General features: G+C 67.6%; 23 protein-coding genes and 1 pseudogene. 7 read left to right on the forward strand and 17 right to left on the reverse strand.

What is annotated here, in order from left to right:
• Nucleotides 1–100 precede the first annotated feature (100 nt).
• The gene (locus KVS69_RS00900; protein ID WP_217535869.1) at nt 101–1510 is read right to left on the reverse strand and encodes a deoxyribodipyrimidine photo-lyase; all 1410 of its coding nucleotides are present in this window, start codon (nt 1508–1510) and stop codon (nt 101–103) included.
• 203 nt (nt 1511–1713) lie between these two features.
• On the opposite strand from KVS69_RS00900, the gene KVS69_RS00905 reads away from it, so the two are divergent.
• The gene (locus tag KVS69_RS00905) at nt 1714–2802 is read left to right on the forward strand and encodes a catalase family protein (protein WP_217535871.1); all 1089 of its coding nucleotides are present in this window, start codon (nt 1714–1716) and stop codon (nt 2800–2802) included.
• A 22-nt stretch (nt 2803–2824) separates the two neighbouring features.
• Here KVS69_RS00905 and KVS69_RS00910 read toward each other — a convergent pair whose 3' ends face one another.
• The 3 genes from KVS69_RS00910 to KVS69_RS00920 form a co-directional block, all read right to left on the reverse strand.
• Nucleotides 2825–3820 (reverse strand): NAD-dependent epimerase/dehydratase family protein, encoded by a 996-nt coding sequence (locus tag KVS69_RS00910; protein ID WP_217535874.1) that lies wholly within the window; start codon nt 3818–3820, stop codon nt 2825–2827.
• A gap of 83 nt (nt 3821–3903) precedes the next feature.
• A complete protein-coding gene (locus KVS69_RS00915) occupies nt 3904–4461 on the reverse strand; it encodes a TetR family transcriptional regulator (RefSeq protein ID WP_093534195.1) in 558 nt (185 codons plus the stop codon).
• Between the two features lie 55 nt (nt 4462–4516).
• A complete protein-coding gene (locus tag KVS69_RS00920) occupies nt 4517–5407 on the reverse strand; it encodes an AraC family transcriptional regulator (protein WP_217535876.1) in 891 nt (296 codons plus the stop codon).
• A gap of 113 nt (nt 5408–5520) precedes the next feature.
• Here KVS69_RS00920 and KVS69_RS00925 point away from each other — a divergent pair, with 113 nt between their 5' ends.
• Complete coding sequence (locus tag KVS69_RS00925) at nt 5521–6300, forward strand: SDR family oxidoreductase (RefSeq protein WP_217535887.1); 780 nt, start codon at nt 5521–5523, stop codon at nt 6298–6300.
• Nucleotides 6301–6319: 19 nt separating this feature from the next.
• Here the strand turns inward: KVS69_RS00925 and KVS69_RS00930 are convergent, their stop codons facing one another.
• The 4 genes and pseudogenes from KVS69_RS00930 to KVS69_RS00945 all read right to left on the reverse strand — a co-directional run bounded on the left by KVS69_RS00930 (nt 6320) and on the right by KVS69_RS00945 (nt 12010).
• Entirely contained in the window at nt 6320–6955 is a 636-nt protein-coding gene (locus KVS69_RS00930) for an inorganic diphosphatase (protein ID WP_217535890.1), read from the reverse strand.
• An 8-nt stretch (nt 6956–6963) separates the two neighbouring features.
• Nucleotides 6964–8256: pseudogene (locus tag KVS69_RS00935) on the reverse strand (metallophosphoesterase family protein); the annotation flags it as partial.
• A gap of 83 nt (nt 8257–8339) precedes the next feature.
• Nucleotides 8340–9461: a phytase gene (locus tag KVS69_RS00940; RefSeq protein WP_217535893.1), complete on the reverse strand. Its 1122-nt coding sequence runs from the start codon at nt 9459–9461 to the stop codon at nt 8340–8342.
• Nucleotides 9461–12010: a TonB-dependent receptor gene (locus KVS69_RS00945; protein ID WP_217535895.1), complete on the reverse strand. Its 2550-nt coding sequence runs from the start codon at nt 12008–12010 to the stop codon at nt 9461–9463. The genes KVS69_RS00940 and KVS69_RS00945 overlap by 1 nt, the downstream gene beginning before the upstream one ends.
• A gap of 157 nt (nt 12011–12167) precedes the next feature.
• On the opposite strand from KVS69_RS00945, the gene upp reads away from it, so the two are divergent.
• Nucleotides 12168–12803: a uracil phosphoribosyltransferase gene (upp, locus tag KVS69_RS00950; protein ID WP_068851060.1), complete on the forward strand. Its 636-nt coding sequence runs from the start codon at nt 12168–12170 to the stop codon at nt 12801–12803.
• Nucleotides 12804–12814: 11 nt separating this feature from the next.
• On the opposite strand, the gene KVS69_RS00955 is transcribed toward upp, so the two are convergent.
• The 6 genes from KVS69_RS00955 to rsmD form a co-directional block, all read right to left on the reverse strand.
• Nucleotides 12815–13702 (reverse strand): MBL fold metallo-hydrolase, encoded by an 888-nt coding sequence (locus KVS69_RS00955; RefSeq protein ID WP_068851057.1) that lies wholly within the window; start codon nt 13700–13702, stop codon nt 12815–12817.
• Nucleotides 13703–13781: 79 nt separating this feature from the next.
• Nucleotides 13782–15527, reverse strand: a complete 1746-nt coding sequence (gene ggt, locus KVS69_RS00960; protein WP_217535897.1) for a gamma-glutamyltransferase — start codon at nt 15525–15527, stop codon at nt 13782–13784.
• Nucleotides 15524–15805 carry a YfhL family 4Fe-4S dicluster ferredoxin gene (locus KVS69_RS00965; protein WP_217535899.1) on the reverse strand — a complete coding sequence of 94 codons (282 nt, stop codon included), beginning with the start codon at nt 15803–15805 and terminating at the stop codon, nt 15524–15526. Before KVS69_RS00965 ends, ggt begins: the two co-directional genes overlap by 4 nt.
• A 127-nt stretch (nt 15806–15932) precedes the next feature.
• Complete coding sequence (locus KVS69_RS00970; protein WP_068851048.1) at nt 15933–16424, reverse strand: hypothetical protein; 492 nt, start codon at nt 16422–16424, stop codon at nt 15933–15935.
• A 45-nt stretch (nt 16425–16469) separates the two neighbouring features.
• On the reverse strand, nt 16470–16979 hold the full coding sequence (coaD, locus tag KVS69_RS00975; RefSeq protein WP_093534179.1) for a pantetheine-phosphate adenylyltransferase: 510 nt from the start codon (nt 16977–16979) through the stop codon (nt 16470–16472).
• Nucleotides 16980–16986: 7 nt separating this feature from the next.
• Nucleotides 16987–17592, reverse strand: a complete 606-nt coding sequence (gene rsmD, locus KVS69_RS00980; protein WP_217535904.1) for a 16S rRNA (guanine(966)-N(2))-methyltransferase RsmD — start codon at nt 17590–17592, stop codon at nt 16987–16989.
• Nucleotides 17593–17709: 117 nt separating this feature from the next.
• Here rsmD and htpG point away from each other — a divergent pair, with 117 nt between their 5' ends.
• From htpG to KVS69_RS01000, 4 genes are all read left to right on the forward strand, one after another.
• Nucleotides 17710–19608 (forward strand): molecular chaperone HtpG, encoded by a 1899-nt coding sequence (htpG, locus tag KVS69_RS00985; RefSeq protein WP_217535906.1) that lies wholly within the window; start codon nt 17710–17712, stop codon nt 19606–19608.
• A gap of 314 nt (nt 19609–19922) precedes the next feature.
• The gene (gene ftsY, locus KVS69_RS00990; protein ID WP_217535908.1) at nt 19923–21227 is read left to right on the forward strand and encodes a signal recognition particle-docking protein FtsY; all 1305 of its coding nucleotides are present in this window, start codon (nt 19923–19925) and stop codon (nt 21225–21227) included.
• Nucleotides 21227–22324, forward strand: coding sequence for an A/G-specific adenine glycosylase (mutY, locus tag KVS69_RS00995; RefSeq protein WP_217535909.1), 1098 nt, complete (start codon nt 21227–21229; stop codon nt 22322–22324). The genes ftsY and mutY overlap by 1 nt, the downstream gene beginning before the upstream one ends.
• Nucleotides 22325–22327: 3 nt before the next feature.
• Nucleotides 22328–22597 carry an oxidative damage protection protein gene (locus KVS69_RS01000; protein WP_068851029.1) on the forward strand — a complete coding sequence of 90 codons (270 nt, stop codon included), beginning with the start codon at nt 22328–22330 and terminating at the stop codon, nt 22595–22597.
• Nucleotides 22598–22611: 14 nt separating this feature from the next.
• On the opposite strand, the gene KVS69_RS01005 is transcribed toward KVS69_RS01000, so the two are convergent.
• The 3 genes from KVS69_RS01005 to KVS69_RS01015 all read right to left on the reverse strand — a co-directional run bounded on the left by KVS69_RS01005 (nt 22612) and on the right by KVS69_RS01015 (nt 25104).
• The gene (locus KVS69_RS01005) at nt 22612–23070 is read right to left on the reverse strand and encodes a DUF6491 family protein (RefSeq protein ID WP_093534169.1); all 459 of its coding nucleotides are present in this window, start codon (nt 23068–23070) and stop codon (nt 22612–22614) included.
• 86 nt (nt 23071–23156) lie between these two features.
• A complete protein-coding gene (gene lolD / locus KVS69_RS01010; RefSeq protein WP_068851023.1) occupies nt 23157–23870 on the reverse strand; it encodes a lipoprotein-releasing ABC transporter ATP-binding protein LolD in 714 nt (237 codons plus the stop codon).
• A complete protein-coding gene (locus KVS69_RS01015; RefSeq protein WP_184124046.1) occupies nt 23863–25104 on the reverse strand; it encodes a lipoprotein-releasing ABC transporter permease subunit in 1242 nt (413 codons plus the stop codon). Before KVS69_RS01015 ends, lolD begins: the two co-directional genes overlap by 8 nt.
• Between the last annotated feature and the right edge of the window lie 20 nt (nt 25105–25124).

Genomic DNA, 25124 nt, shown 5'->3' on the forward strand with positions numbered 1-25124 from the left:
CCGGCGGTCGGCGTGCGAACGGCCAGAAGCATAAACACGCCGACGCGATGCCGGCATGATGAACACGCACGGATTCGGCATTTCGTTCAGCTTTGGGGCATCAGCCGGTGTGCCGATACGCGGCCAATGCCGCCTCGCGGCCGGCCGCCAGATCCACCAGTGGCACCGCTGGATAGCCCGGCGCCAGCTCTGCCAGCAACGACGGCGACTGCCACGGTGCGAAGCGTGCCTTCACTGGCAACGGCGCCAGTTCGGGCACCCAGCGGGTGATGTAACGCGCATGCGGATCGAACTTCTGCGACTGCGTGACCGGGTTGAATATCCGGAAATACGGCGCCGCATCCGCACCGGTACCGGCCACCCACTGCCAGCCCATGGTGTTGTTGGCCAGGTCCGCATCCACCAGCGTGTCCCAGAACCAGCGCGCGCCGTGCAGCCAGTGCTGGCGCATGTGCTTGCACAGGAAGCTGGCCACGATCATCCGCACGCGATTGTGCATGTAGCCGGTGGCCCACAGCTCGCGCAGCCCCGCATCGACGATCGGCACCCCGGTACGCCCCTGCTGCCAGGCCTGCAGCTGTGTCGCGTTCGGCTTGGCCCAGCTGAAGTTCGCGAACCGCGGGTTGAGGTTCTGTTCGGGGGTCTGCGGGAAGTGGTGCAGCAGGTGGTAGGAGAACTCACGCCAGCCCAGCTCGCGGATGTAGCCATCGATATCGGCATTTCGGCTGGCGTTGCGCTCGGCTTCCAGCCGCCGCACGATCTGCCACGGTGAGATTTCGCCGAAGTGCAGGTGCGGCGACAGCAGTGACGTACCCACGCGGTCGGGCAGATCGCGCTGCTGGCGGTAGCCGTTCAACGCACCGTCGATGAACACCGACAGCGCTTCCTGCGCGCCGGTTTCGCCGGGTTGCCAGTGCTCCCAGAACTGCTTGTCCCAGTCCAGCGCCGGAGCCAACTGCAGCGCATCCAGTGCCACGCTTTCCGCAGCGTGCGCCGGCAGGATCTGCGGCAGCCGGGGGGCCGCCGGAATGTTCATGCGGGTCAGCGCACTGCGCCAGAACGGAGTGAATACCTTGTAGGGCCCACCCTGCAGCGTGGCGATATCCCACGGCTCGAACATCAGGCTGCCGTTGCAGCTGGTCGCCTCGATGCCCTGCTCGCGCAGTTCGCGCTTGATCCGGGCATCGCGCGGTTGCGTGGCCGGTTCGTACTTCCGGTTCCAATACACCGCCTCGGCGCCGGTTTCTTCGATCAGCGCCTGCAGCTGCGCCTGGCTGTCCCCCTGGCGCAGCACCAGCGCCGACCCGCGCGCACGCAGGTCCGCATCCAGCGCGGCCAGCGAGCGGTGCAGCCATGCGTTCGACGCACCGCCCGGCGCCCACGCACCCTCCTCGTCCGGTGCATGGATGTAAACCGGCACCGGGGTATGCCCGGCCTCCAGCGCGGCTTGCAGTGCCGGGTTGTCCTGAAGACGCAGATCACGGCGGAACCAGACCAGAGCTACCGACACAAGCACTGCCTACGCTGAAAGAGAGCCACATGATAGCCATCTGGAGTGAAGGCATTGCACGCGCCCTTCGCGCCACGGCGATGTCCCCTGCACCGCTCGTGCACGGCATACCCGACAAGGTGGGCACATGCCCCAGCCGGTCCCTGCCAAGGCAGCACCTCGTGGTCGCCGGCCCCTTCTCTCCACTTTCCGGAACCACGCCCATGACGCCGATCCAGCCTGCTGTCGCTTATTCCGCTGACGTGGAACAGCGCGCGCCTGACGAAGACGCCACCATCGCCGAACTGGTGGAGGTATTCACCCGCATGGCCGGCGTGGTTGCCGAGCATGAAGGCCATGCGCACCGTGCGGTGCATGCCAAGGGGCACGCGCTGCTGCGCGGGCGCTTCCGCGTACTGGATGGGCTCTCGCCCGAACTGACCCAGGGCCTGTTCGCCGCACCCGGTGAGTACGACGCCCTGGTGCGGTTGTCCTCGCCGCCGGCCGAGCAGCTGCCCGATACCGTCTCCACGCCGCGCGCGATGGCCGTCAAGATCATGGATGTGCCCGGCGCGCGCGTGGACGGCGGCGACGAGCAGCACAGCCAGGATTTCCTGATGGTCAACGGCCCGGCCTTCAACACGCCGGGCATCAGCGGCTTCCTGCGTTCGGCCAAGCTGCTGGCCGCCACCACCGAGCGCATGCCGCGGACCAAGCAGGTGCTCTCGGCCACGCTGCGCGGCACCGAGGCAGCGCTGGAGGCAGTGGGTGGCCAGAGCGCATCACTGAAGGCGCTCGGTGGCGAACCGCAGCACCATCCGCTCGGCGAAACGTTCTTCACCCAGGTCCCGTTCCGCTACGGGCCGTACATGGCCAAGTTCTCGTGGGTGCCGGTGTCACCGGCACTGGTCGCGCTGACCGGGCAGAAGCTGCCTTCCGAAGCCGATACGCAGCGTGAGGCGGTGGCCGCGTTCTTTGCGCAGCCCGGCGCCGTGGCCGAGTGGGAGCTGCGCGTGCAGCTCTGCCGCGATCTTGGAAAGATGCCGATCGAAGACGCCTCGGTGGTCTGGCCAGAGGAACTCAGCCCGTTCCAGCCGGTAGGTCGGCTGGTGGTCGGTGAGCAGTCATCCTGGAACACCGACGCCGAGGCCAGCGAAGACCGCCTCGCCTTCGCTCCCTGGCACGCGCTGGCGGCCCATCAGCCCCTGGGCAACATCAACCGCGCACGCCGGATCGTGATGGCCGCCTCGCGCGACTTCCGCGCCCGCTTCAACCGTTGTCCCATCCACGAGCCTTCGGCACCCAACGTTTAGTGCCACGCCCTGCGTGGCGGCTTCACACGCGCACGCCAGAGCGCACGAGCCGAAGCTCATCCAACCCCTGCTCGCGCGTGATCGCGTCGCGCAAGTGCAGCTCACGCCGCGCCTTGCGCGTATCCAGCGTCACTTCAACCGCCGAGGCAGCGAACTGCTGCCGGGTCAGCGGACCGCGTACCCGTCCACCACTCACTGCCGCCAGTGCATCGCCCAGCGATGCCAGTGCCCACAGCAGCGCACGCGGGACCGACTTTTCCGGCGCGGCGATCCCCTGCGTTTCCAGCAGCGCGGTGATGAAGGCACGGAACTGGACAGGCTGCTCGTCGGCGATGAAATAGACCTCGCCCGGTCGTGCATGGCGCAGCGCTGCCGAGACAGCCGCGCACAGGGTCGCGATATGGGTGGTGGAGGTCAGGTAGTTGCCGCCCGAAATCCAGGCCAGCTGTCCGCTCCGCGCCGCGTCGCACAGCTGTGGCAGTGCGGTGGTGTCGTCGCGGCCCCACACGAACCGTGGGCGCAGCACGCTGACCGCAAGGTGTTCGCTGTTGGCCGCCAACGCAACCCGCTCCGCCTCGGCCTTGCTGCGCGAGTAGCCACCGATGGAGCGGCGTGGCAGTGGCGTGCGCTCGTCCACGCCTGGCAACGCGCGCCCGCTGGCCAGCACCGACTCGGTACTGAGCAGGAGCACGCGGGCGACGCCCGCCTGTCCGGCGGCGTCGATCACCCGGCGCGTGCCATCGACGTTGACACGATGCTGGCGCCCCCCACCGGCCACATGGTCGGTATCGGCGGCCGCATGGACAACGGCGTGGCAGCCCTGCATGCCCGTGGCCAGGTCACCCGAGAGCAGGTCGGCGCGGAATGCCCGTGCGCCGCGCTGTTCGACTGCGCGCGCCGCTGCTTCGCTGCGCGCCAAGGCCACCACGGCGTGGCCCTGGGCGACCAGTGAGGTGATGAGGTTGCGACCGACATAGCCACTGCCGCCGGTAAGGAAAATCCGCTGGAGAGAAGACATGGGGGGTCCTGCAGCCGCTGCCGGGCCGCATTGATGAGTGGGAGAGAAGACAGGTGGGCGTAACGTCGCCCCAAACCGATGGATCAGTCAGGCGGTACCTGCTCCACCAGCCACGCGATGTCCCGCAGCAGCTGTTCCCGCTGTTGCACGGGCCAGCGGTGGTAGTCGAGCGCTTCGAGAAGTTTCAGTCCTTCCAGCGCCAGGTACGCCAGCATCGCGCCACGAGGCTGCTGCGAGGTGGTTTCGACCGCCTCGATCACCTCGCGCTGGTGTTGCTGGAACGGCCCGCGCAGGCTCGAGTCGCCGGCCATGGCCGCCACCAGGCTCAGGGCGACCGGTCGGAAGGCGTCCGGCAGCGGCTGTGCAGCGGCCGCCAGCCGACCCTTGATGACCGGACTGTCATGCGCGGGCACCGCGTCAACCGCGGCCTGGTTCTGGGCACGGTCCCGCTGCAGCGCGCGCACCAGTACGGCCTGCACCAGTGCGGTCTTGCTGCCATGGTCGTACAGCACGCTGGCCTTGCTGATCCCGGCCTCGGCTGCAACGGCCTCCAAGGTAAGCCCGGGAACGCCATGGCGGGCCACCACCCGTTCGGCGGCGTCCAGCAGTTGATTCGGGTCGATGGAGCGCGGTCGGGCCATGCGTTTACCAATTAATATCCGTCCGGATGGATATTAATGGGTCGCCAACCAGGGGTCAATCCACGGAAAGCGCGGACCCCTGCAGGCTTTCCCGTGCGGTGTGGCCGAAGCAGCGCTGGTACTCGCGGCTGAACTGCGACAGGCTCTCGTACCCGACGGCAAGCGCCGCCGAGGTCACGTTGACGGCCTTGGTTTCAAGCAGCCGCCGTGCTTCGAGCAGACGCAGCTGCTTCTGGAACTGCAGTGGCGAGACCCCGGTGACCGCGCGGAAGCGCCGGTAGAACAGTGACACGGACATGTTGCTGGCCGCCGCCAGCGACTCCACCTGCAGCGGCTGACGGAAATGCCGGCGCAGGTGCACCACCGCTTCGGCAATCCGGTGCAGCGTGCCTTCCGGGCGCGCCATTGCCGCAACCTCCGGGCCGGTTGGCCCGGTCAACAGCCAGTAGCTGAGTTCGCGCAACAAGGTGGGCACCAGCACCGCCGCCGCATCGTCGATACGCACCGCTTCAACGATGCGTGCCACGCAGTCCAGCAGCGGCGCTGGCAGGGTATGTACGCTGAGGCCGGAGGCGTCGGCGAGGGCTGACGGCCCCGGGTCCAGCCCGGCCAGCACCTGCTGCAGCACACCCGTGTCCAGCTCGATCGAGACGCCCATGAACGGCTGTGCCCTGCTGGCCGCCAGCACGCGCCCGGTTGCCGGCATCGCGATCCCGGTCACCAGTCCCTGTCCGGCGCGGTAATCGAGGCTGCGTCTTCCGGCCAGAACCTGCTTTGCCCCCTGCACGACCACACCCAACGCAGGCCGGTACAGCGCATGGGAGGGCATCCGGGCACGGCGGGTGGTCGAAACGATCACGCCTGGCAGCGGCGACAGTACACGGTCGCCCTCTCCGGCCGAACGGCTCAGCAGGCTCTCCACTGCGTCATGCAGACGCGTCAGCATGCCACCCCCGCGCGGAGGGGTGCAGGATCAGGCAAATGCCTGCGCGTAACCGGCAAGAGCGCGGCGCGGCACCCCGCGATCATGCCTGCTCGTTCCCCTCGTCTGGTTATCGCATGCACACTGGCTCTCCACTTCTCCCCGCCCGCGTGGCCTTGGTCACCGGCGGCAACAAGGGCATTGGCCGCAGCATCGCGCTGCAGTTGGCCACGCGCGGTTGGGACGTGATCTTAACGTACCGCAGCGACCCCGCCGCCGCCCGCAGCGTGGCCGCGGACATCGCACGTCAGGGCCGCGACGTGATGACCCTGGCGCTGGACGTCACCGACAGCGGGAGCTTCCCGGCATGCCTGGCCGCGATGACCGGTTGGCTGCAGTCCCGAGGCCAGGGCCAGAAGCTCGACGCGCTCATCAACAATGCCGGCGCGCACGCACCGGCACCGTTCGGTGCAATCACCGCCGATGACATCGACCTTCTGCATGCGCTGCATTTCAAGGGGCCGCTGCTGCTGACCCAGGCGCTGTCACCGTTGCTGGCCGACGGGGCGCGCATTGTGAACCTGTCCAGCAGCCTCACCCGCCACACCGCCGCCGGCAGCCTCGTCTACGCCGCCATGAAGGGCGCGCTGGAGGTGATGACCCGCTATCTGGCGCTGGAACTGGGTCCGCGCGGCATCACCGTCAACGCGGTGGCACCCGGCCCCACGCAGACGGATTTCTTCGGCGGCGCGGTGCGCGACAACCCCGACGTGCAGCGTTATGTCAGCGACCACACCGCACTCGGGCGCCCGGGCAACGCCGAGGATATCGGCGCGATGGTGGCCGCGCTGGTCGGGCCCGACAACCACTGGGTGACCGCGCAGCGGATCGAGGTGGGCGGCGGGATCCTGCTGTAGGCCCGGGCGGTGCTGAGGCTCAATCGCCCTTGGCGCGGCGTTGCTGCGCGTCGAAGCGCTGCATTGATTCGCGGATGAGCGCCTTGGCTTCGGCCGCGTTCCCCCAGCCGCTGAGTTCCACCGGATTGCGCCCCTCCGGCAGGTCCTTGTAGACGCGGAAGAACGCTTCGATGCGCTGGCGTTCGATCAGCGGCAGGTCCTGCAGGTCGCGGATGTTGGCGTAGGTCGGGTCGATCTTGTCGGTCGGCACGCCGATCACCTTCTCGTCGTGCTCGCCTTTGTCGACCATCTTCAGGTAGCCGATCGGGCGGAAGCGCACGATCACGCCCGGATGCAGCGGCTCGCGGGTCAACACCAGTGCATCCAGCGGGTCGTTGTCGCCGGCCAGGGTGCGCGGCATGGAGCCGTAGTTGGCCGGGTACGCAACCGGCATCGACTGGAAGCGGTCGACGTGGACCAGGCCGTCTTCCTTGATCTCGTACTTGGTGAAGCTGCCGGCCGGGATTTCCACGGCCAGGTTGGCTTCCTCCGGCGCTTCCTTCGGCTGGGCGGCCAGGAAGGGGTGCAGCACCGCGTTGCTGGCGAGGCTGGCGCCGGTGAGCAGCAGCAGTGCGGCGGCCAGGGCGATCAGGGCAAGCTTGGGTTGCGGGTTCATGGCAGTCCTTATTCCCAGCAGCGGTCGGCGCGACCCTTCAGGGTCTGGGTGCGCGTGCAGTCGCGGGGGGCGATGCGGCCCTCGGTGAGTTCGGTCTTGCGCTTGCTGCCGTCGGCCTCGCGGTTGAGTTCGAAGCCGTCGTACAGGCGGCCGGTGACCGTGCGTGCTTCATAGCGCAGGTGCCGTGGATCGATCGTGAGCACCTGGTACAGCTGGGTGTCCTCACCGACCGGCGCCATGGTGGCGCGCGCTTCATCGGAGAGGCGGTACTGCTTGGGACCGGCCACGGTCACGATGTACTGCGGCGTGGCGGCCTGCCCTTCCCCACGGCGGCCGTAAGTGTGGTCGTGTCCCTGCAGCACCAGGTCGACCTGGTGGCGGCGCACCACCGGCAGCAGCACATCGCGCAGCTCGGCGTTCTCGCGTCCTTCGCGCGGCGAATAGAACGGCTGGTGCAGCAGCACGATGCTCCACGGGTGTGGGTTGTCGGCCAGGACCTTGTCCAGCCAGGCTGCCTGCGCCTGCGCGGTGCCCAGGTCGAGCGCGGAGGTGCCATCCAGGACCGCGATGCGCACGCCCTGGTAGTCGAACCAGTAGGTGCTGGTATCGGCGGCATCGACGCCATTGCGCGGCAATGCGAACGTTACCGGCCAGTGCCGGCCCATTACGCGGCGTTCCTGCGGGGTGTCCTCGAACTCCTCGAAGTACTCGTGGTTGCCGATCGCCGGGGCCACCGCGGTTTCCTGCGGCAGCCAGCCGGCAGCGGCAAACCACTCGCCCCACTCGCTGTCATCCACGCCGTCACCGCCACTCACCAGGTCACCGGCGAACAACGTCAGGCGCGCCTCCGGTGCCGCCTTGAGGCCGGCCCGCAGTACGCGCGACACATGGCTGAGGTTCTTGTTCTGGGTGTCGCCGAAGTACAGCAGGGTCAGTGGCTGGTCGGCGCGCCCGGCGGTACGCAGCTGGTTCCAGGCGCTCCAGGTGCCGTTGCCCTGCACCCGCCACAGGTACAGCGTATCCGGCGCCAGGCCAGCGACGTCGGCACGGTGATGGTGCGAAGGGCCCAGTTCGGTGTCCAGCGCCGTGGTCACGGCGGTAACGCGCCGGGGCGTGCCGACATCGGGCGAGTCGCCGGCAACCACCCATTCCAGCAGCGGCGTGCTGACGCTGGTATCGGTACGCCACGCCACGGCGAAGCCGCGCGATGCGTCCTGCGCCGGCGATGCCACGATGCGGTCCGGGAAGCCGGTCGCCGCGTAATGCCGGTTGCCGGCCGGCACCTGGGTGTTCGGTTCGGCCTTGCCCTCCGGCCTGGCCCAGCTGGACGCGCTGCCCAGCAGCAGCACGACCGCGAGCGCGCGGGCGCATGCATGGATACCGCTCACTTTGCACACTCCAGCGGCAGCGACAGCTGTTTGGCCACGCTGGCCCAGTCGAACGCGACCACGCCCTGGTCGTCATGCACGGCATACAGCGCGCCGTGCGGGAAGCGCGGCGAGGCGGCCTGGTCCAGCCAGATGCCGTCGGTATTGGCCACCGTGTTGCCCTGGAACGCGCCGACATGCTTCAGCGTGTGGCGGTCGAACAGGTGGAACACGCTGCGATCCTTGCCCTGTTCGGTGGTGATCCACCAGCCGTCCTTGCCGCAGGTGCGCAGCATCACGCCTTCGGCCTGGGCCTTGAACGCATCGCGGCCGAAGGTGGTGCCACTGAATTTCCCTTGCAGCGAGTACACCTTGATTTCGCTGGCATAGGTTTCGTCTTCTTCGGCGATCAGCAGGCGATCGTTGGCCGGATCTCCCCAGATCGATTCGACCACGCGCAGGGCGCCCTTCTCGCTGGTGTCGCCGATGCTGCCGACCAGGCTGGCCTGCGCCTTGCCGTTCGCCACCTGCAGTGCGTAACGACGCACGCGCTTGTCCAGTTCGGCCAGCGGCGGCAGCACGTCATTGCCCTGCGCATCTTCGCCGGCATCGTAGGAATCGGTCACGTACACGTCGTAGCCGCTGGCCTGCTTGTTGACCCACAGTCCATACGGCTTGCGCAGGTCATCGGCCGCGAACGTCCCCAGCGGGGTGAACGACGGCAGCTGCAGCAGCTGCACGCGGTGGTTGTCGCGCTCCACGATCAGCACCAGGTCGTCGACCACGGCGATGCCGTTGGGGCGGTCGAACTGCCCCGGTCCAGCGCCGGTGCTGCCGACATCCCGCAGGTGGGCACCGGTCTGCCCGTCGTACACCACCAGCTTGTCGGTGGCCTTGGCGGTGGCGATCAGCCACACCTGCCCTTCCGGCGAGGTCCAGCTGGCCGGCGAATCGATGTTGTCGGCAGGCGTCATCGGGGTGAGGAACGCTTCGGCCACGGTGGCCACCGAGCGCCCGGTGGTCGCCGCCGCCGGGTCTGCTGCGGGTGCGTTCGATGCCGCCGGTACCGGCGTGACGGCCGGTCTGCAGCCGGCCAGCAGCGCCAGCGCGAGCAGGCCCAGTGCGGGACCTGCGCGCATCACAGGGCCACCTTCAGGCCGAGCGCGTAGGTGCGGCCGTATTCTTCGTTCTGCAGGGTGCGCGAACGCACGCCCTGGTAGAGCTCCAGCGGCTTGTCGAGCAGGTTCTGCGCTTCCAGGTACACGCTTACGTTCTCGGTGATCTTGTAGTCCAGGCTGAAATCGAGCTGGGTATTGGGTGCCACGAAGATGTCGTAAGCGCGGCTGTCGCCCAGCATATCCAGGTACTCGCTGCGGTAGACGGCGGCAAGGCGGGTGCTGAAGCCGGCCTTCTCGTAACCCAGGTGTGCGCTGTACACGTGCTTGGAGGCACGCGGCAGGGTGAAGTCCTCGTCGGCACGGCCATCCAGGCCCGGGTCGAAATCGGTGTCCAACCAGGTGCCGCTGGCACCGACCAGCAGGCCATCCCAGCCGGCGGGCAGGAAGCTGAGCTGCTGCTGCCAGTTGAACTCGGCGCCGTAGACCTTGGCCTTGTCGCCGTTGATCACGCGGGTGACGTCGAAGCCGGGGTATTCGGGATCGCTGTCGCTGACGGTGTTGACGATGTAGCCGTCGATGGATTTATGGAACAGGCCCAGCGAGAGGATGCCGGTGCTGCCGATGTAGCGCTCGAACGACAGGTCCACGTTGCTGGATTCGTACGGATCCAGTTCCGGGTTGCCCAGCCGCACTTCCTCGTCGCCGCGGTTGTAGCCGATGCGCGGGGCGATGTCGCCGAACGACGGGCGCGACACGGTCTTGTTGGCGGCTGCGCGCAGCACCCAGTCGCTGCCGGCGTCGTAACGCAGGTGCAGGCCGGGCAGCACGTTGGTGTAGCTGCGGTCGGCGGTGAGCGGGGTCACGGTGTAGCTGCGGCCGTTGGCGGCCACGTCCACCTGGTTGCCGGTGGCCTGGAACTGGGTGTTTTCCACCCGCACGCCGCCGATGATGCGCAGGTTGCCGACGTCCCAGGTGCCCATGGCATAGCTGGCGAAGATGTCTTCGCTGGCGGTGTAATCCTCTTCCAGCGAGGTCATCGCGTTGGCGCCGACATCCTGCGGGCGGGCACTGTACTGGCTGCCGAACCGGGCCCAGTAGCGACGCATCGCATCCGAGCTCATGCCCTGGCCGAGGCTGCCGCCACGATGGTCGGGCGTGGTGGTGGTCCAGTCGGACAACGCCACGTCCGGACCCACGCGCAGCTCGCGCTCGTCGGTGTCCACGTCGCGGTCGCGCCAGCGGCCCAGCAGGCCGAACTTGTAACTGCTGTTGTCGCCGTCGAAGCGGATGTTGACCTGGGCGCTGTGCTCCTTGTCGTCCACGCGCTTGGGCGAGACCACGAAACGGTCGAAGTCGTAGTTGCCGTTGTCCATCCAGCTCGCATCGCTGAGCGTGTAGCGCGGGATGCCGCTGTTCTGGTCCACGGTGGCGGCCAAGTCATCGCCGTTGTACTCGAAGCGCGCTTCCATCTCGTCGTTGACGCGTTCTTCAGTACGGGTGTAACCGACCTTGTAATCCAGCACGGCGTTGGTCAGGCGGTTCTCGCCGCCCAGGCTGGCGGCGAAGGTGTTTTCCTTCTTGGTGCGGTAGCGCATGCGCTTCTGGATCGCATCGGCCGGCAGGTCGTCGACCCGGAACTGGTTGTTGCCCAGCGCGGTGACCTCGCCGTCCCCGAAGTTGAAAATGGTGCGCTGGCGGGTTTCGGCGTCGTCGAACTGGCTGTACAGGGTGCGCAGGTAGTACTGGCTGTCTTCGCTGGGGCGCCAGTCGAAATTGAGGTTGGCGCCGATGCGCTTGCGCTCGATCTCGTACTTGCGGTGCTGCAGGCTGTTGGCGAACAGCTCGTCTTCGCTGCCGCCGTCGAATTCGCCGTACTCGACTTCGCTGTTGTCGGACTCGAACCTGCGGTTCTGGTAGTTCACGCCCAGCGCCACGCCGAAGGTATCGGCGAATACTTCGCTGTAGTTGAACGCGGCCTTGGGGCTGGTGTGCCCGGACAGCTCCTGGTGGCTGGCTTCGATCTTGCCGCGCAGGCTGCGCCCGTCGCGGTCGAACGCCGAGGCGGACTCGACCAGGATCGCGCCGCCGATGGCGTCGCCCGGCATGTCCGGCGTGGGCGACTTGACCACGCGCAGGCGTTCGGTCGAGTCGGAGGGGATCACGTCCAGCGGTGCGGCGCGGCTGGAATCTTCGGGCGTGCCCACGGCGATGCCGTCGATGCTGACGCTGTTGAGGTTGGCATCCAGGCCGCGCACCACCACGAAACGGCCCTCGCCCTGGTCACGGGTGACGCTGACGCCGGGCAGGCGCTGCAGCGATTCGGCCACGTTCTTGTCCGGGTAGACGCCCATGGCATCGGACGATACCGCGTCCTGGATGGCGTCGCTGCTGCGCTTGAGGTCGACCGCGCGGGTCTGCGATTCCAGCTGCGGGCGGACTTCCACGCGGTCCAGTTGGGTGGCTGCGGCGGCGCCGGCGAGCTCCCCGCTCGCGGCGGCCACGGCAGGCGCGGTGGACAGGACCAGCAACGACAGGCTGATGGCCAGCCCCAACGGCGATTTGTTCTGCACGGCTTCCCCAACGGTGTAAAGGTTGGGTCAGCACGGTATGTCCGGGAGGTTGCATGAACGTGACACCGGTGGCGATTGTGACGCTCGGGGGCGGGCTATGGCCGGCCATGGCACCGGTGCGGCAAAATGGCGTTCTCCCCGTTTTGTTGGCATTCCCATGAAAATCGTCGAAGTTCGCCACCCGCTGGTGCAGCACAAGATCGGCCTGATGCGCGATGCGTCCCTGAGCACCAAGGACTTCCGCGAGCTGGCCAACGAGCTGGGCGGCCTGCTGGCCTACGAGGCCACCGCCGACCTGGACACCGAAGCGCACACCCTTTCCGGCTGGGCCGGCCCGGTGACCGTGCAGCGCATTGCGGGCGCGAAAATCACCGTGGTGCCGATCCTGCGCGCCGGGCTGGGCATGCTCAGCGGCGTGCTGTCGCTGATTCCGGCGGCGCGGGTCAGCGTGGTCGGCCTGCAGCGTGATGAGGAAACCCTGCAGCCGGTGCCCTACTTCGAGCGCCTCACCGGCCGCCTGGAAGAGCGCGATGCGCTGATCCTGGACCCGATGCTGGCCACTGGCGGCACCCTGATCGCCACCATCGACATGCTCAAGCGCGCCGGGGCGCGGCGGATCAAGGGTATTTTCCTGGTGGCCGCGCCGGAAGGCATCGCGGCCGTGCAGGCGGCGCACCCCGATGTGGAGATCTTCACTGCCGCGATCGATGCGCGGCTCAACGAGAAGGGCTACATCCTGCCGGGCCTGGGCGATGCCGGTGACCGCATCTTCGGGACCCGCGTGGCCGGTTGATCCGCTCGCTTTCAGGCCAGCGCGCGGGCCTTCAATTCACCCTGTTCGTGGGCGGTACCGAACCGCCCCTTCTCATCGCGGGTGACCTGGGCCAGCGCGCATTCGGGGTCGTGGGTAAAGAACAGGTGCACGTTGCGTGCCAGCTTGTCTTCCAGGAAGCTGCGTTTCTCGTCGATCAGCAGTTCGGCGTTGCGGTCGTAGCCCATGGTGATCGGCACGTGCACCCATGAACGCCCGGGAATCAGGTCGGCACAGAACACCACGCCACCGCGCGGCTCGCCCTGGACCTGTTCGGGGCCGACGATCTCGGCGAGCATCAGGCCGGGGGTGTGCCCATCGCTGAAGCTGAAACGCACGCTTGTGCCCAGCGTGCGCGAATACGGTCCCTGCACGATCTCCAGCCGCCCGCTGTCGCGCAGCAGCTGCGGCAGTTCGGGAATGAAGCTGGCGCGGTCGCGCGGGTGTGGGTCCAGCGCGCGTTCCCAGTGTTCGGCACCGACCAGGAAGGTCGCGTTGGGGAACAGCAGCTCCGGCGCGCGGCCTTCGCTCCACGGCGCCAGCAGGCCACCGGCGTGGTCGAAATGCAGGTGGCTGAGGACCACCACGTCGATGTCCTCATGCTCGAAGCCGGCTTCGCGCAACGATTCGATCAGCACGTGGCTGGGTTCCTGCACGCCGTAACGATCGCGCAGCTTCGGCTCGAAGAACGCGCCGATACCGGTTTCGAACAGCACGGTCCTGCCGGCCAGCGGGCTGGCCAGCAGTGCACGGCAGGCCAGTTCGATCCGGTTGAGATCGTCCGGTGCCGCCCATTTTTCCCAGACCGCACGCGGCGCATTGCCGAACATCGCGCCGCCATCGAGCTTCTGTGAGTTACCGCGGATGGACCATAGTTTCATCGGTAAATTATCCGGCGGGCTGCGTTAATAATTCGCTATCCGCCGGCATGAAAAACCCCGCCGTGGCGGGGTTTCTGGTTTACCGTGCCGCCGCAGGAGCGACCGCTCCCGAACCGACCGGGTTGCGCGGGTCGCTGCCCACGCTGAGCTGGTTGCTGCGGCGGTTCCACTCCACCGTCTGCAGGTTGCCCCACACATGGCTGGAACCGCGCCCGCCTTCGGCGCTGTCGCCGGGCAGGTCGATCTTGTGGCCCATCGCCTGCAGCTGCTGGATGGTGCCCGCATCGAACGCACCGCTTTCAGCCTCGATCACGTCCGGCAGCCACTGGTGGTGGAAGCGCGGCAGTGCCGCAACCTGCTTGGCGTCGAGGCCATCGTCGTAGCCCAGCACGCCCAGCAGCACCATGGTGATGATGCGGCTGCCGCCCGGGGTGCCGAGCACCACGACCTTGTCGGCCGATTCCATGAAGGTCGGGGTCATCGAGCTGAGCATGCGCTTGCCTGGCTTGGGCGCGTTGGCCGCATACCCCATCACGCCGAACGCGTTGGGCGTGCCCGGCTTGAGCGCGAAGTCGTCCATCTCGTTGTTGAGCAGCACGCCGGTGCCCGACGGAATCAGGCCCGAGCCGTACAGCAGGTTCACGGTCTGGGTGGCGCCCACGCGGTTGCCCTGCTGGTCGATGATCGAGAAGTGGGTGGTCTCGTCGTCTTCCAGCGGGGTCGGATTGCCCGACAGCAGGTCGCTGGGGGTGGCCTTTTCCGGGTGGATGGTGGCGCGCAGGCCCTGGGCGTAGTCGCGGCTGGTCAGCACTTTCTGCGGAATCTGCACGAAGTCCGGATCGCCCAGGAAGAAGGTGCGGTCACGGAACGCGCGGCGCATCGATTCCACCACCAGGTGGGTACGGTGGGCCGGATCCATCGCCTTCAGGTCCCACCCTTCCAGGATCTGCAGCATCGAGGCCAGTGCGATGCCACCGGACGACGGCGGCGAGGCGGTGGTGATCTTCCAGTCGCGGTAATTGAACACGATCGGTTCGCGCTGCTTGACCCGGTAGCCGGCCAGCTCGTCGGCCGTCCACTTGCCACCGGCCTGCTTCACCCCGGCCAGCAGGAGCTTGCCGGTCTGGCCCTTGTAGAAGCCATCGAACCCGCCCGCGGCCAGGCGCTCCAGCGTCTGCGCCAGCTCCGGCTGCTTGAACACATCACCTTCGGCGATCGGCTTGCCATTGCGCAGGTACACCTCGCGCGTGCCGGGGTAGCGCTCCATCACTTCACGGCGCGAGGCATAGCCCTTGGCCATGCGCGCATACACCGGGAAACCCTCCCGGGCGATGCGGATCGCCGGGGCCAGCGATGCCTGCAGCGGCAGCTTGCCGTGCTTGGCCGACAGCTCCACCAGCGCCGCCGGCAGGCCGGGAATGCCGGCCGACCACGGGCCGTTCACCGACCGGTCGCGGTTCAGCTCGCCCTTGCTGTCCAGGAATGCTTCGGGGGTCGCGGCGGCCGGTGCGGTCTCGCGCGCGTCCAGCATCACGTCCTTGCCGGTTTTCGCATCGTGCAGCAGGAAGAAGCCACCGCCACCCAGGCCGGAGCTGATCGGTTCGACCACTGCCAGGGTGGACGACACCGCTACTGCGGCGTCAAACGCGTTGCCGCCCTTGGCCAGGATCTCCATGCCCGCTTCGGTGGCCAGGTGATGGCCACTGGCGATGGCGGCGCCTTCAGGATGCGCGGCCAGCGTGGCCTGCGGCGCAGGCTCGGCGGCCCACAGGGCCGGGGTCCACAGCAGGAGCAGCAGCAACCAGCGACGGGAGGGGGTGTTCATTCGGGCGCAGACTCCACATAGAGTTCGGGATGATCGCGCTGGAGCCCATGCAGCTTGGCCAGCAGCGCTTCCTGGGTTTCGGGAATGTCCGGATCGAGATCGATGCATTCCACCGGGCAGACGACCACGCATTGCGGTTCGTCGAAATGCCCCACGCATTCGGTGCAGCGTGCAGGGTCGATCACGTAGATGGTTTCACCCATCGAGATGGCCTGGTTGGGACAGGCGGGCTCGCATACGTCACAGTTGACGCAGAGCTCATTGATTTTCAGCGACATGGCGTTACTCCACGCCAGTGCCGGCAGAGGAAAACCGGCCTGCGCAGCTGCGCGGGCCGGTCAACGGCGGCGTCCACGAAGGACGCCGCCCGGGCCGCGCACACGTGCGCGGCCGCCATGGCACGGCTTACTTGGCTTCGACGAAGATGTACTCGGCGCCGGTCGGCTGGACGATCGACTGGACGCGGGCGTTGTCGGCCGCCTGGCCGATGAACACCACGCGCACACCCTTCATCGAGTCGGCGGACACGTCCTTGAACACGGCCTGGATCATGTCGGCCATCTTGCCCGAGGCGGACGAACCGAAGGCCAGCATGTTGCCCGGCTGCACGCCACGGGCGACAGCAGCGGTGGCGCTCTCGACCTGGCGGTCGTACTTGGCCTGGAACTCCGGATCCGATTCCGGCGAGAGGTAGTACAGGAACGGGCTGTTGGTGATGTTGCCCATGTTCTGCACGGCGACGGACTGCAGGTACTTCTTCCAGCCCGCATCGTCATCCTTGGCCGGGGCGACGAGCGCCTGCTGGGCATCGGCGACCGGTGCGGCTTCTTCCTTCTTGCAGGCGGTGAACGCCAGCGCGAACGACGCGATCAACATGGCACGCATGGTGTTGTTCATGGAGTCTCCCTCTTGGTGATGCTTGGTATGTGTGGGTCTTGGGGTTTACGTGGGGCCAGACTTCGCTTCGCGGACCTTGCGCAGCGCCTCGAGCACCGAGGCCGGCACGAAGCCGGACACGTCGCCGCCAAGACGGGCGATCTCGCGGACCAGCGAGGACGAAATGAAGCTGTGCTGCTCGGCCGGGGTCAGGAACAACGTCTCGACCTCCGGAATCAGGTGGCGGTTCATGCTGGCCATCTGGAATTCGTATTCAAAATCGGAGACCGCGCGCAGGCCGCGCAGCAGCACCCCGCCCTGCTCGGAGCGCACGAAATGTGCCAGCAGGGTGTCGAAACCGCGCACTTCCACGTTGCGGTGGTGGGCCAGCGCATCGCGCGCCAGCGACACCCGCAGCTCCAGCGGCAGCGAAGGACCCTTGGACGGGCTCTGCGCCACGCCGACCACCAGCTTCTCGAACAACGGCGCGGCCCGGTTCACCAGGTCGATGTGACCGTTGGTGATCGGATCGAAGGTGCCCGGGTATACGGCGATGCGGCGGTTGGCTGCGGTCATGCGGAAGCTACGCGTTCTGATCTGGTGAAAGTGTAGCAGTGGCGCGCCTGTACAGGGCAAAGCGGACCTCGCGGGTGCCGCCCTCCCGGTGCAGCAGCCAGCCCGGCGGCAGGCGCAGGGTCTGCCCGGCCGGCGACTCCAGGTACAGCCAGGCATCGGTCGCCAGGTGCGGCCCCAGCCCCGCCAGCACCGCCTCCCACAGCCCGTCGGCGAATGGCGGGTCGATGAAGGCGATGTCGGCCAGCCCCGACGGCCGCTGGCCCAGCCAGTGCAGCGCATCGCCCTGCACCACCTCGACCTGCCCCTGGGCGCCCAGTCTGGCCACCGATTCGCGCAGCTGGCGGGCCAGCGCGGCATCGCGCTCCACCAGCGTGGCCTGGACCGCCCCGCGCGACACCGCTTCCAGTCCCAGCGCGCCGCTGCCGGCGAACAGGTCCAGCACCCGGGCCCCGCCCAGGCGCGGCATCAGCCAGTTGAACAGGGTCTCGCGGACCCGGTCGCTGCTGGGCCGCAGGCCCGGCGCGAGCGGCACCGGTAGCTTGGTATTGCGCCATTTGCCGCCAATGATGCGGACCTGGCCTACGGGGTGGGATGCGGGGGCACGTGAATTCATCCGCCAAGAATACCGTGACCCCATTGAAACGCTGCCATCTTGAAATCGGGACAATCCGTCCTTACCCCTTGTGCAGCCGCCGCGCCGGGCGCGGCACCGTCCAAGGAGCACTCCCCGATGACCGAGCAGACCCACAAAGAAACCCTGGGCTTCCAGACCGAAGTGAAGCAGCTGCTGCAGCTGATGATCCACTCGCTGTACTCCAACAAGGAAATCTTCCTTCGCGAGCTCATCTCCAACGCCGCCGATGCCTCGGACAAGCTGCGCTTCGAAGCGCTGACCCAGCCGGGCCTGCTCGAAAGCGATGGTGAACTGCGCATCCAGGTCAGCGTCGACCCGCAGGCGCATACCCTGACCATCGACGACAACGGCATCGGCATGAGCCGCGACGAGGCCATCGCCCACCTGGGCACCATCGCCAAGTCCGGCACCGGCGACTTCCTGCGCCAGCTGTCCGGCGACCAGAAGAAGGATTCGCAGCTGATCGGCCAGTTCGGCGTCGGCTTCTACAGCGCGTTCATCGTGGCCGACCAGGTCGACGTGTACTCGCGCCGCGCCGGCCTGCCGGCCAGCGAAGGCGTGCACTGGTCCTCGCGTGGCGAGGGCGAGTTCGACGTGGAAACCATCGATAAGCCCGAACGCGGCACCCGCATCGTGCTGCACCTCAAGGATGACCAGCAGGACTTCGCCGATGCCTGGCGCCTGCGCGGCATCATCAAGAAGTACTCCGACCACATCGGCCTGCCGATCCAGATGGCCAGGGAACACCACGGCGACGACGCCCCGGCCGAAGTCGAGTGGGAGACCGTCAACCGCGCCAGTGCGCTGTGGACCCGCCCGCGCACCGAGATCAGCGACGCCGAGTATCAGGAGTTCTACAAGCACGCCGCGCACGACCACCAGGACCCGCTGGCATGGAGCCACAACAAGGTCGAAGGCAAGCTCGAGTACACCTCGCTGCTGTACGTGCCCGGCCACGCGCCGTTCGACCTGTACCACCGCGACGCGCCCAAGGGCCTGAAGCTGTACGTGCAGCGCGTGTTCGTGATGGACCAGGCCGAGCAGTTCCTGCCGCTGTACCTGCGCTTCATCAAGGGCGTGGTCGATTCCAACGACCTGTCGCTGAACGTGTCGCGCGAAATCCTGCAGTCCGGCCCGGTCATCGATTCGATGAAGTCGGCGCTGACCAAGCGCTCGCTGGACATGCTGGAAAAGCTGGCCGCCGACAAGCCCGAGGTGTATGCCGGGTTCTGGAAGCAGTTCGGCCAGGTGCTGAAGGAAGGCCCCGCCGAAGACTTCAACAACCGCGAGAAGATCGCCGGCCTGCTGCGCTTCGCCTCCACCCATGACGCCAGCGGCGAGCAGAACGTGTCGCTGGCCGATTACATCGGCCGCATGATCGAAGGCCAGGACAAGATCTACTTCCTGACCGGCGACAGCCACACCCAGGTGAAGGACAGCCCGCACCTGGAAGTGTTCCGCAAGAAGGGCATCGAAGTGCTGCTGCTCACCGACCGCATCGACGAGTGGCTGATGGGCTACCTGACCGAGTTCGACGGCAAGTCGTTCGTGGATGTGGCGCGTGGCGACCTCGACCTGGGCGCGCTGGAAACGGCCGAAGACAAGCAGGCGCAGGAAGCGGCCGCCAAGGACAAGCAGGGCCTGGTCGAGCGGATCAAGGGCGCGCTGGGCGATGACGTGGCCGATGTACGCGTGTCGCGCCGCCTGACCGATTCGCCGGCCATCCTCGCCATCGGCGAACAGGACCTGGGCCTGCAGATGCGCCAGATCCTGGAGGCCAGCGGCCAGAAGGTGCCTGACAGCAAGCCGGTGTTCGAGTTCAACCCGGCCCACCCGCTGATCGGCAAGCTGGACCAGGAAGCCGATGCCGCCCGCTTCGGCGACCTGAGCCGGGTGCTGTTCGACCAGGCCGCGCTGGCTGCGGGCGATACGCTGAAGGATCCGGCGGCTTATGTGCGCCGGTTGAACAAGCTGTTGCTGGAATTGTCGGTTTAACGCGGTACGTGGTGGCCGGCACCGCTTGGGCCGGCCAACGGCCGGCGCTACGAATTGCTGCGTGGCCTTTGGGATCGCGTTTAACCAACCCTGGGCTTCGGACGCGTCTGCCTGGGCCGGCCAACGGCCGGCGCTACGAATTGCTACGTGGCCTTTGGGATCGCGTTTAACCAACCCTGGGCTTCGGTGCGTCTCGGTAGCGCCGGCCGTTGGCCGGCCCAGGCGGTCCGTCACCGTGCGATCCGTCCGCCGCTCCACGCGGGCCTTACGGGCCCGGGTGGTAGCATATCCCCCTGATTTCAGCGCCGAATCCCATGCTCAGTTTCTTCCGTCGCAAAAAGCCCCAGGACGCTCCGCAGGACGCGCCCAAGACCCAGCACTACAGCGCTGAGGAACTGGCCGCCGCGTTCCCGTCCGCCGCCACTGAGGCCGAGCCGGTCGTAGCGGCCGCAGAGCCCGCCGTCGAGCCCACGCCCATCGCAGCACCGGCAGCACCGGTGGCGACGCCCGGCGTCGACGCAGCCGCTCCGGTGAGCGCGCCAGCGGCCCAGGCCGATGCACCCCGCATCGAAGCGGTGCAGGCGGCCCCCACCCCGCTCTATCCGCCCGCCCCTGTCGTAGTGGCCACCGATATCGTGCAGGAAGCGGTGCAGCCGCTGGCCGCCCCGACCGCCTTCGATGAAGCCGCACCCGCCGCGCCCGGCAAGACCGGCTGGCGCGACCGCCTGCGCAACAGCGTCATCGCACGCAGCTTCGGCGGCCTGTTCTCGCGCAACCCCAAGCTCGACGACGACCTGCTCGATGAGCTGGAAACCGCCCTGATCACCGCTGATGTCGGCGTGGGTGCCACCACCGCACTGGTGGAAGGCCTGCGCAAGCGCATGAAGGCGCGCGAATTCACCGACGCCAACGCGTTGTTGAAGGCGCTGCGCGCCGACCTGATCGCGATCCTGCAGCCGGTCTCCCGCCCGTTGGTGATCGACCGCAGCGCAAAGCCGTTCGTGATCCTCACCGTCGGCGTCAACGGCGTCGGCAAGACCACCACCATCGGCAAGCTGGCCAAGCGCTTCAAGGACGATGGCCACAGCCTGATGCTGGCCGCCGGCGATACCTTCCGCGCCGCCGCCGTGGCGCAGCTGCAGGCCTGGGGCGAGCGCAACGGCGTGGCCGTGGTCGCCCAGGGCCAGAACGCCGATGCCGCCTCGGTGGCATTCGATGCGCTGCAGGCCGGCAAGGCACGCGGCACCGAGGTGCTGATCGCCGATACCGCCGGCCGCCTGCATACCCAGGGCGGGCTGATGAACGAGCTGGGCAAGATCCGCCGCGTGCTGGGCAAGATCGATGAAAGCGCGCCGCACGAGGTGCTGATGGTCATTGATGGCACCACCGGCCAGAACGCGCTCTCGCAGCTGCGCCAGTTCCATGCCGCGGTCAATGTGACCGGCCTGGTGGTGACCAAGCTCGATGGCACCGCCAAGGGCGGCGTGGTGTTCGCGCTGGCGCGCGAATTCGGCATTCCGATCCGCTTCGCCGGCATAGGCGAGCGCCCCGAAGACCTGCGCGTGTTTGATCCGGAAGCGTTCGTGGATGCGTTGCTGCCGGAAGCGCTGGGCGGTTGATGTCGCCCGCCAGCGCCGACGCGTTCGTCGACCGGCTGCTGCCGTGGTTCGACGGCCATGGCCGGCATGACCTGCCCTGGCAGCATCCGCGCACGCCGTACCGGGTGTGGTTGTCGGAAATCATGCTCCAGCAGACCCAAGTCGCCACGGTCATCCCGTACTTCCTGAAGTTTCTTGCCGTGTTCCCCACCCTGCCCGACCTCGCCGCCGCCAGCAACGACGCGGTGATGGCGCAGTGGGCCGGCTTGGGCTACTACGCCCGCGCGCGCAACCTGCATGCCGCCGCGCAGCGCTGTGTCGAACTGCACGGCGGCGAGCTGCCGCGCGACGTCGATGCACTGCATGCACTGCCGGGCATCGGCCGCAGCACCGCCGGCGCGATCCTCAGCCAGGCCTGGAACGACCGCTTCGCGATCCTCGATGGCAACGTCAAGCGCGTGCTCACCCGCTACCACGGCATCGAAGGATTCCCCGGCCTGCCGGCGGTGGAAAAGGTGTTGTGGGCGCTGGCAGAGCTGCACGTGGAGCATGTTCCTGGCGGCCGTTTGGCAGATTACACGCAGGCGCAGATGGACCTGGGCGCCACGGTCTGCACCCGCAGCCGGCCGGCCTGCGTGATCTGCCCGCTGCAGGACGACTGCGTGGCGCGCCGCGAAGGCCGCAGCGACCAGCTGCCCACCCCGAAGCCCAGCAAGGTCCTGCCCGAACGCGAGGCGGTGGCGCTGCTGCTGCGCGATGCACAGGGGCGGGTGCTGCTGCAGAAGCGCCCGGACACCGGCATCTGGGCGCAGCTGTGGACGCTGCCGCAAGCCGACAGCGGTACCGCGCTGCAGGATTGGTTCGATGCGCATGTGCTGGGCTCGCTGGAAGATGCCGAAGAGCTGCCGGTGCTGCAGCACACCTTCAGCCACTATCGCCTGCACCTGCAGATCCTGTCGCGGCAGGTGGATGGCCTGCGCAATGACATTGCCGGCCTGCGCTGGGTCCCGGCGCAGGAGCTGCCCAGCCTGGGTCTGCCCGCGCCGATCCGCAAACTGCTGGAAAACGGAAGTAGCCGTAAACTACGCGCTGCAACGACTTTGAAGAGGATCGACTAGCCCATGGCCCGCACCGTTTTCTGCCAGTACGAACAACGCGACACCGAAGGGCTGGATTTCGTGCCCTATCCCGGCGAGCTGGGCCAGCGCATCTTCAATGGCATCGGCAAGACCGCCTGGGCCGCGTGGCTGGCGCACCAGACGATGCTGATCAACGAGAACCGGTTGTCGCCGCGCGATCCGAAGCATCGCGCGTTCCTGGAAGAAGAGCTGGTGAAGTACCTCTTCAGCGGTGGCGCCGAGAAGCCGGCCGGGTTCGTCCCCGAGGCCTGACAGCAGCGACCGACCTATTCCGCCGGCGGCGTTTGCCCCGCTTCGCGCTCCTGCACCTGCGCCTGGCGCATTTCCTGCTCCGAGGAGCGCAGCGCCTTGACGTCCAGCGGACGGATCGCGCCGATGAAGCACGGGACGCTCGGGCCGTGGTTGGGATCACGGACCAGCACCCGGTCGAAGCGCGATGACACCTGGCCGGTCTGGCTGGTCAGCCCGATCGCGGTAGCGTAACTGAGCCCGTAACACGGGCCGCGCAGTTCAATGAGATAGGCCTCGCTGGGGCGGGTCCACACCGCCAGCGCGCTGTCGCCCAGTTCGGTCCAACCATTGAGCGAGCCGAAGTAGCGCATCGACGGTTGCGGCGGGCCGGCGTGGGCGCGGTACAGCTCCAGGCGTTCGGCGCTGCTCAGCCGGCCGGTGGCACAACCGGCCAGCACCAGGCCCATTGCAACGATGGCGACAAGCGTTTTCATGGCACCTCCGCGGTGGGGAACAAGGCGATCATGCACCCGCTGCCGCCGGCCCGCAGGTTCGGGCGGGTGGCTGTTCAGCTGCCAGCTCAGACCTCGGCGTGGGCCAGGGCGTGCAGCCGGCCTTCGCGCAGTTCCAGCACGCGGTCCAGCTTGCGCGCCAGGCTGCGGTCGTGGGTCACCAGCACCAGGCTGGTGTGGTGGGCGCGGTTGAGGTCCAGCATCAGCTCGAATACGGTCGCGGCGGTCTTGTCGTCCAGGTTGCCGGTCGGTTCGTCGCCCAGCACGCAGGCCGGGCGGTTGACCAGCGCACGGGCCACGGCGGCCCGCTGGCGCTCGCCACCGGACAGCTCGCCCGGCTTGTGCTCCAGGCGGTGGCCCAGGCCCACCGATTCCAGCAGTGCCTTTGCGCGTGACCGGGCATCGGCCACCTCCTCGCCGCCCAGCAGCACCGGCATCATCACGTTTTCCAGCGCGGTGAATTCGGGCAGCAGGTGGTGGAACTGGTACACGAAGCCCAGCGCGCGGTTGCGCAGGCGGCCGCGCTGGCTGTCGGACAGCGACGACATCTGGTTGCCGGCCACGAACACTTCGCCGGCGGTCGGCGTGTCCAGCCCGCCCAGCAGGTGCAGCAGCGTGCTCTTGCCGGCGCCGGAGGCACCGATGATGGCGACCGTCTCGCCGGCGGCCACGCTCAGGTCCAGGCCGTTGAACACCGGGGTCTGCATGCGGCCTTCGGCGTAGGTCTTGGCCAGCCCCTGCGCGCGGATCACTTCGTCGCCGCGGTTGATCGGCTCATTCATAGCGCAGGGCCTCCGCCGGCTGGGTGCGGGCAGCGCGCCACGCGGGGTACAGGGTGGCCAGGAAGCTCATGACCAGCGCAATGACCGTGATGATGACGATGTCCGGGGTCTGCATGTCGGTCGGCAGGCCGGTGATGTAATAAACGTCTTCGGGCAGCAGCTTGACGTTGAACAGGGTCTCGATCGCACCAAGGATGCGCTCCAGGTTCAAGGTCAGGGTGATGCCGCCGACCACGCCGAGCACGGTGCCGAAGATGCCGATCAGCGAGCCCTGCACCATGAAGACCTGCATCACCCCGCCTGGGGTCAGGCCCAGGGTGCGCAGGATCGCGATGTCGGCCTGCTTGTCGGTAACCAGCATCACCTGCGAGGAGACCAGGTTGAACGCGCCCATGGCGATGATCAGCGAGAGCAGGATGCCCATCACCACTTTTTCCATGCGCAGCGAGTGGTACAGGTTGGCGTTCTGCTGGGTCCAGTCGCTGACCCGGTAGCCGCCGCGGAGGTTGTGGGCCAGGTCCACGCCCACGTCCAGCGCCTTGTCCATGTCATGCAGCTTCAGGCGCACGCCGGTGACCCCGTCCATGCGCAGCACGCGCTCGAGGTCGGCCATGTTGGCGTAGGCCACGCCGCGGTCGATTTCGTTGTAGCCAGCCTCGAAGATGCCGCTGACGGTGAAGCGCTTCAACCGGGGCATCGCGCCCATCGGGGTGCCCTGCACTTCAGCCAGGGTCACCAGCACGGTGTCACCGACATCCACGCCCAGCCAGATCGCCAGTTCCTGGCCGACCAGCAGGTTGTAGCTGCCTTCCTTCAGGCTGTCGAAGCTGCCCTTCTTGAGCTTGGTGTTGATCACCGACACCGCCGGCTCCAGCGCCGGGTCGATGCCCTGCACGATCGCACCCTGCACGCGGGCGCCGCTGAGCATGGCCTGGATCTCGATGTACGGCGCGGCACCGGCCACGCGCGGATCCTTGTGGGCCACCTCTACCGCATGCTGCCAGTCCGCCATGGGCGCGCCGTCGGCGGTGATCGTGGTATGTGCGGTCATCTGCAGCAGGCGGTCGCGGATTTCCTTCTGGAAACCACTCATCACCGCCAGCGTGGTGATCAGCACGGTCACGCCCAGCGCGATGCCGAGGATCGAGGCCATGGAGATGAAGGAGATGAAGCCGTTGCGGCGCTTGGCCCGCAGGTAACGCAGGCCGATGGCTACTGGTATGGGTTTGAACATGCAGGTACGCCGGACAATTC

This window comes from Stenotrophomonas sp. GbtcB23 (genome assembly GCF_019091045.1).
Lineage (GTDB): Bacteria > Pseudomonadota > Gammaproteobacteria > Xanthomonadales > Xanthomonadaceae > Stenotrophomonas > Stenotrophomonas rhizophila_A.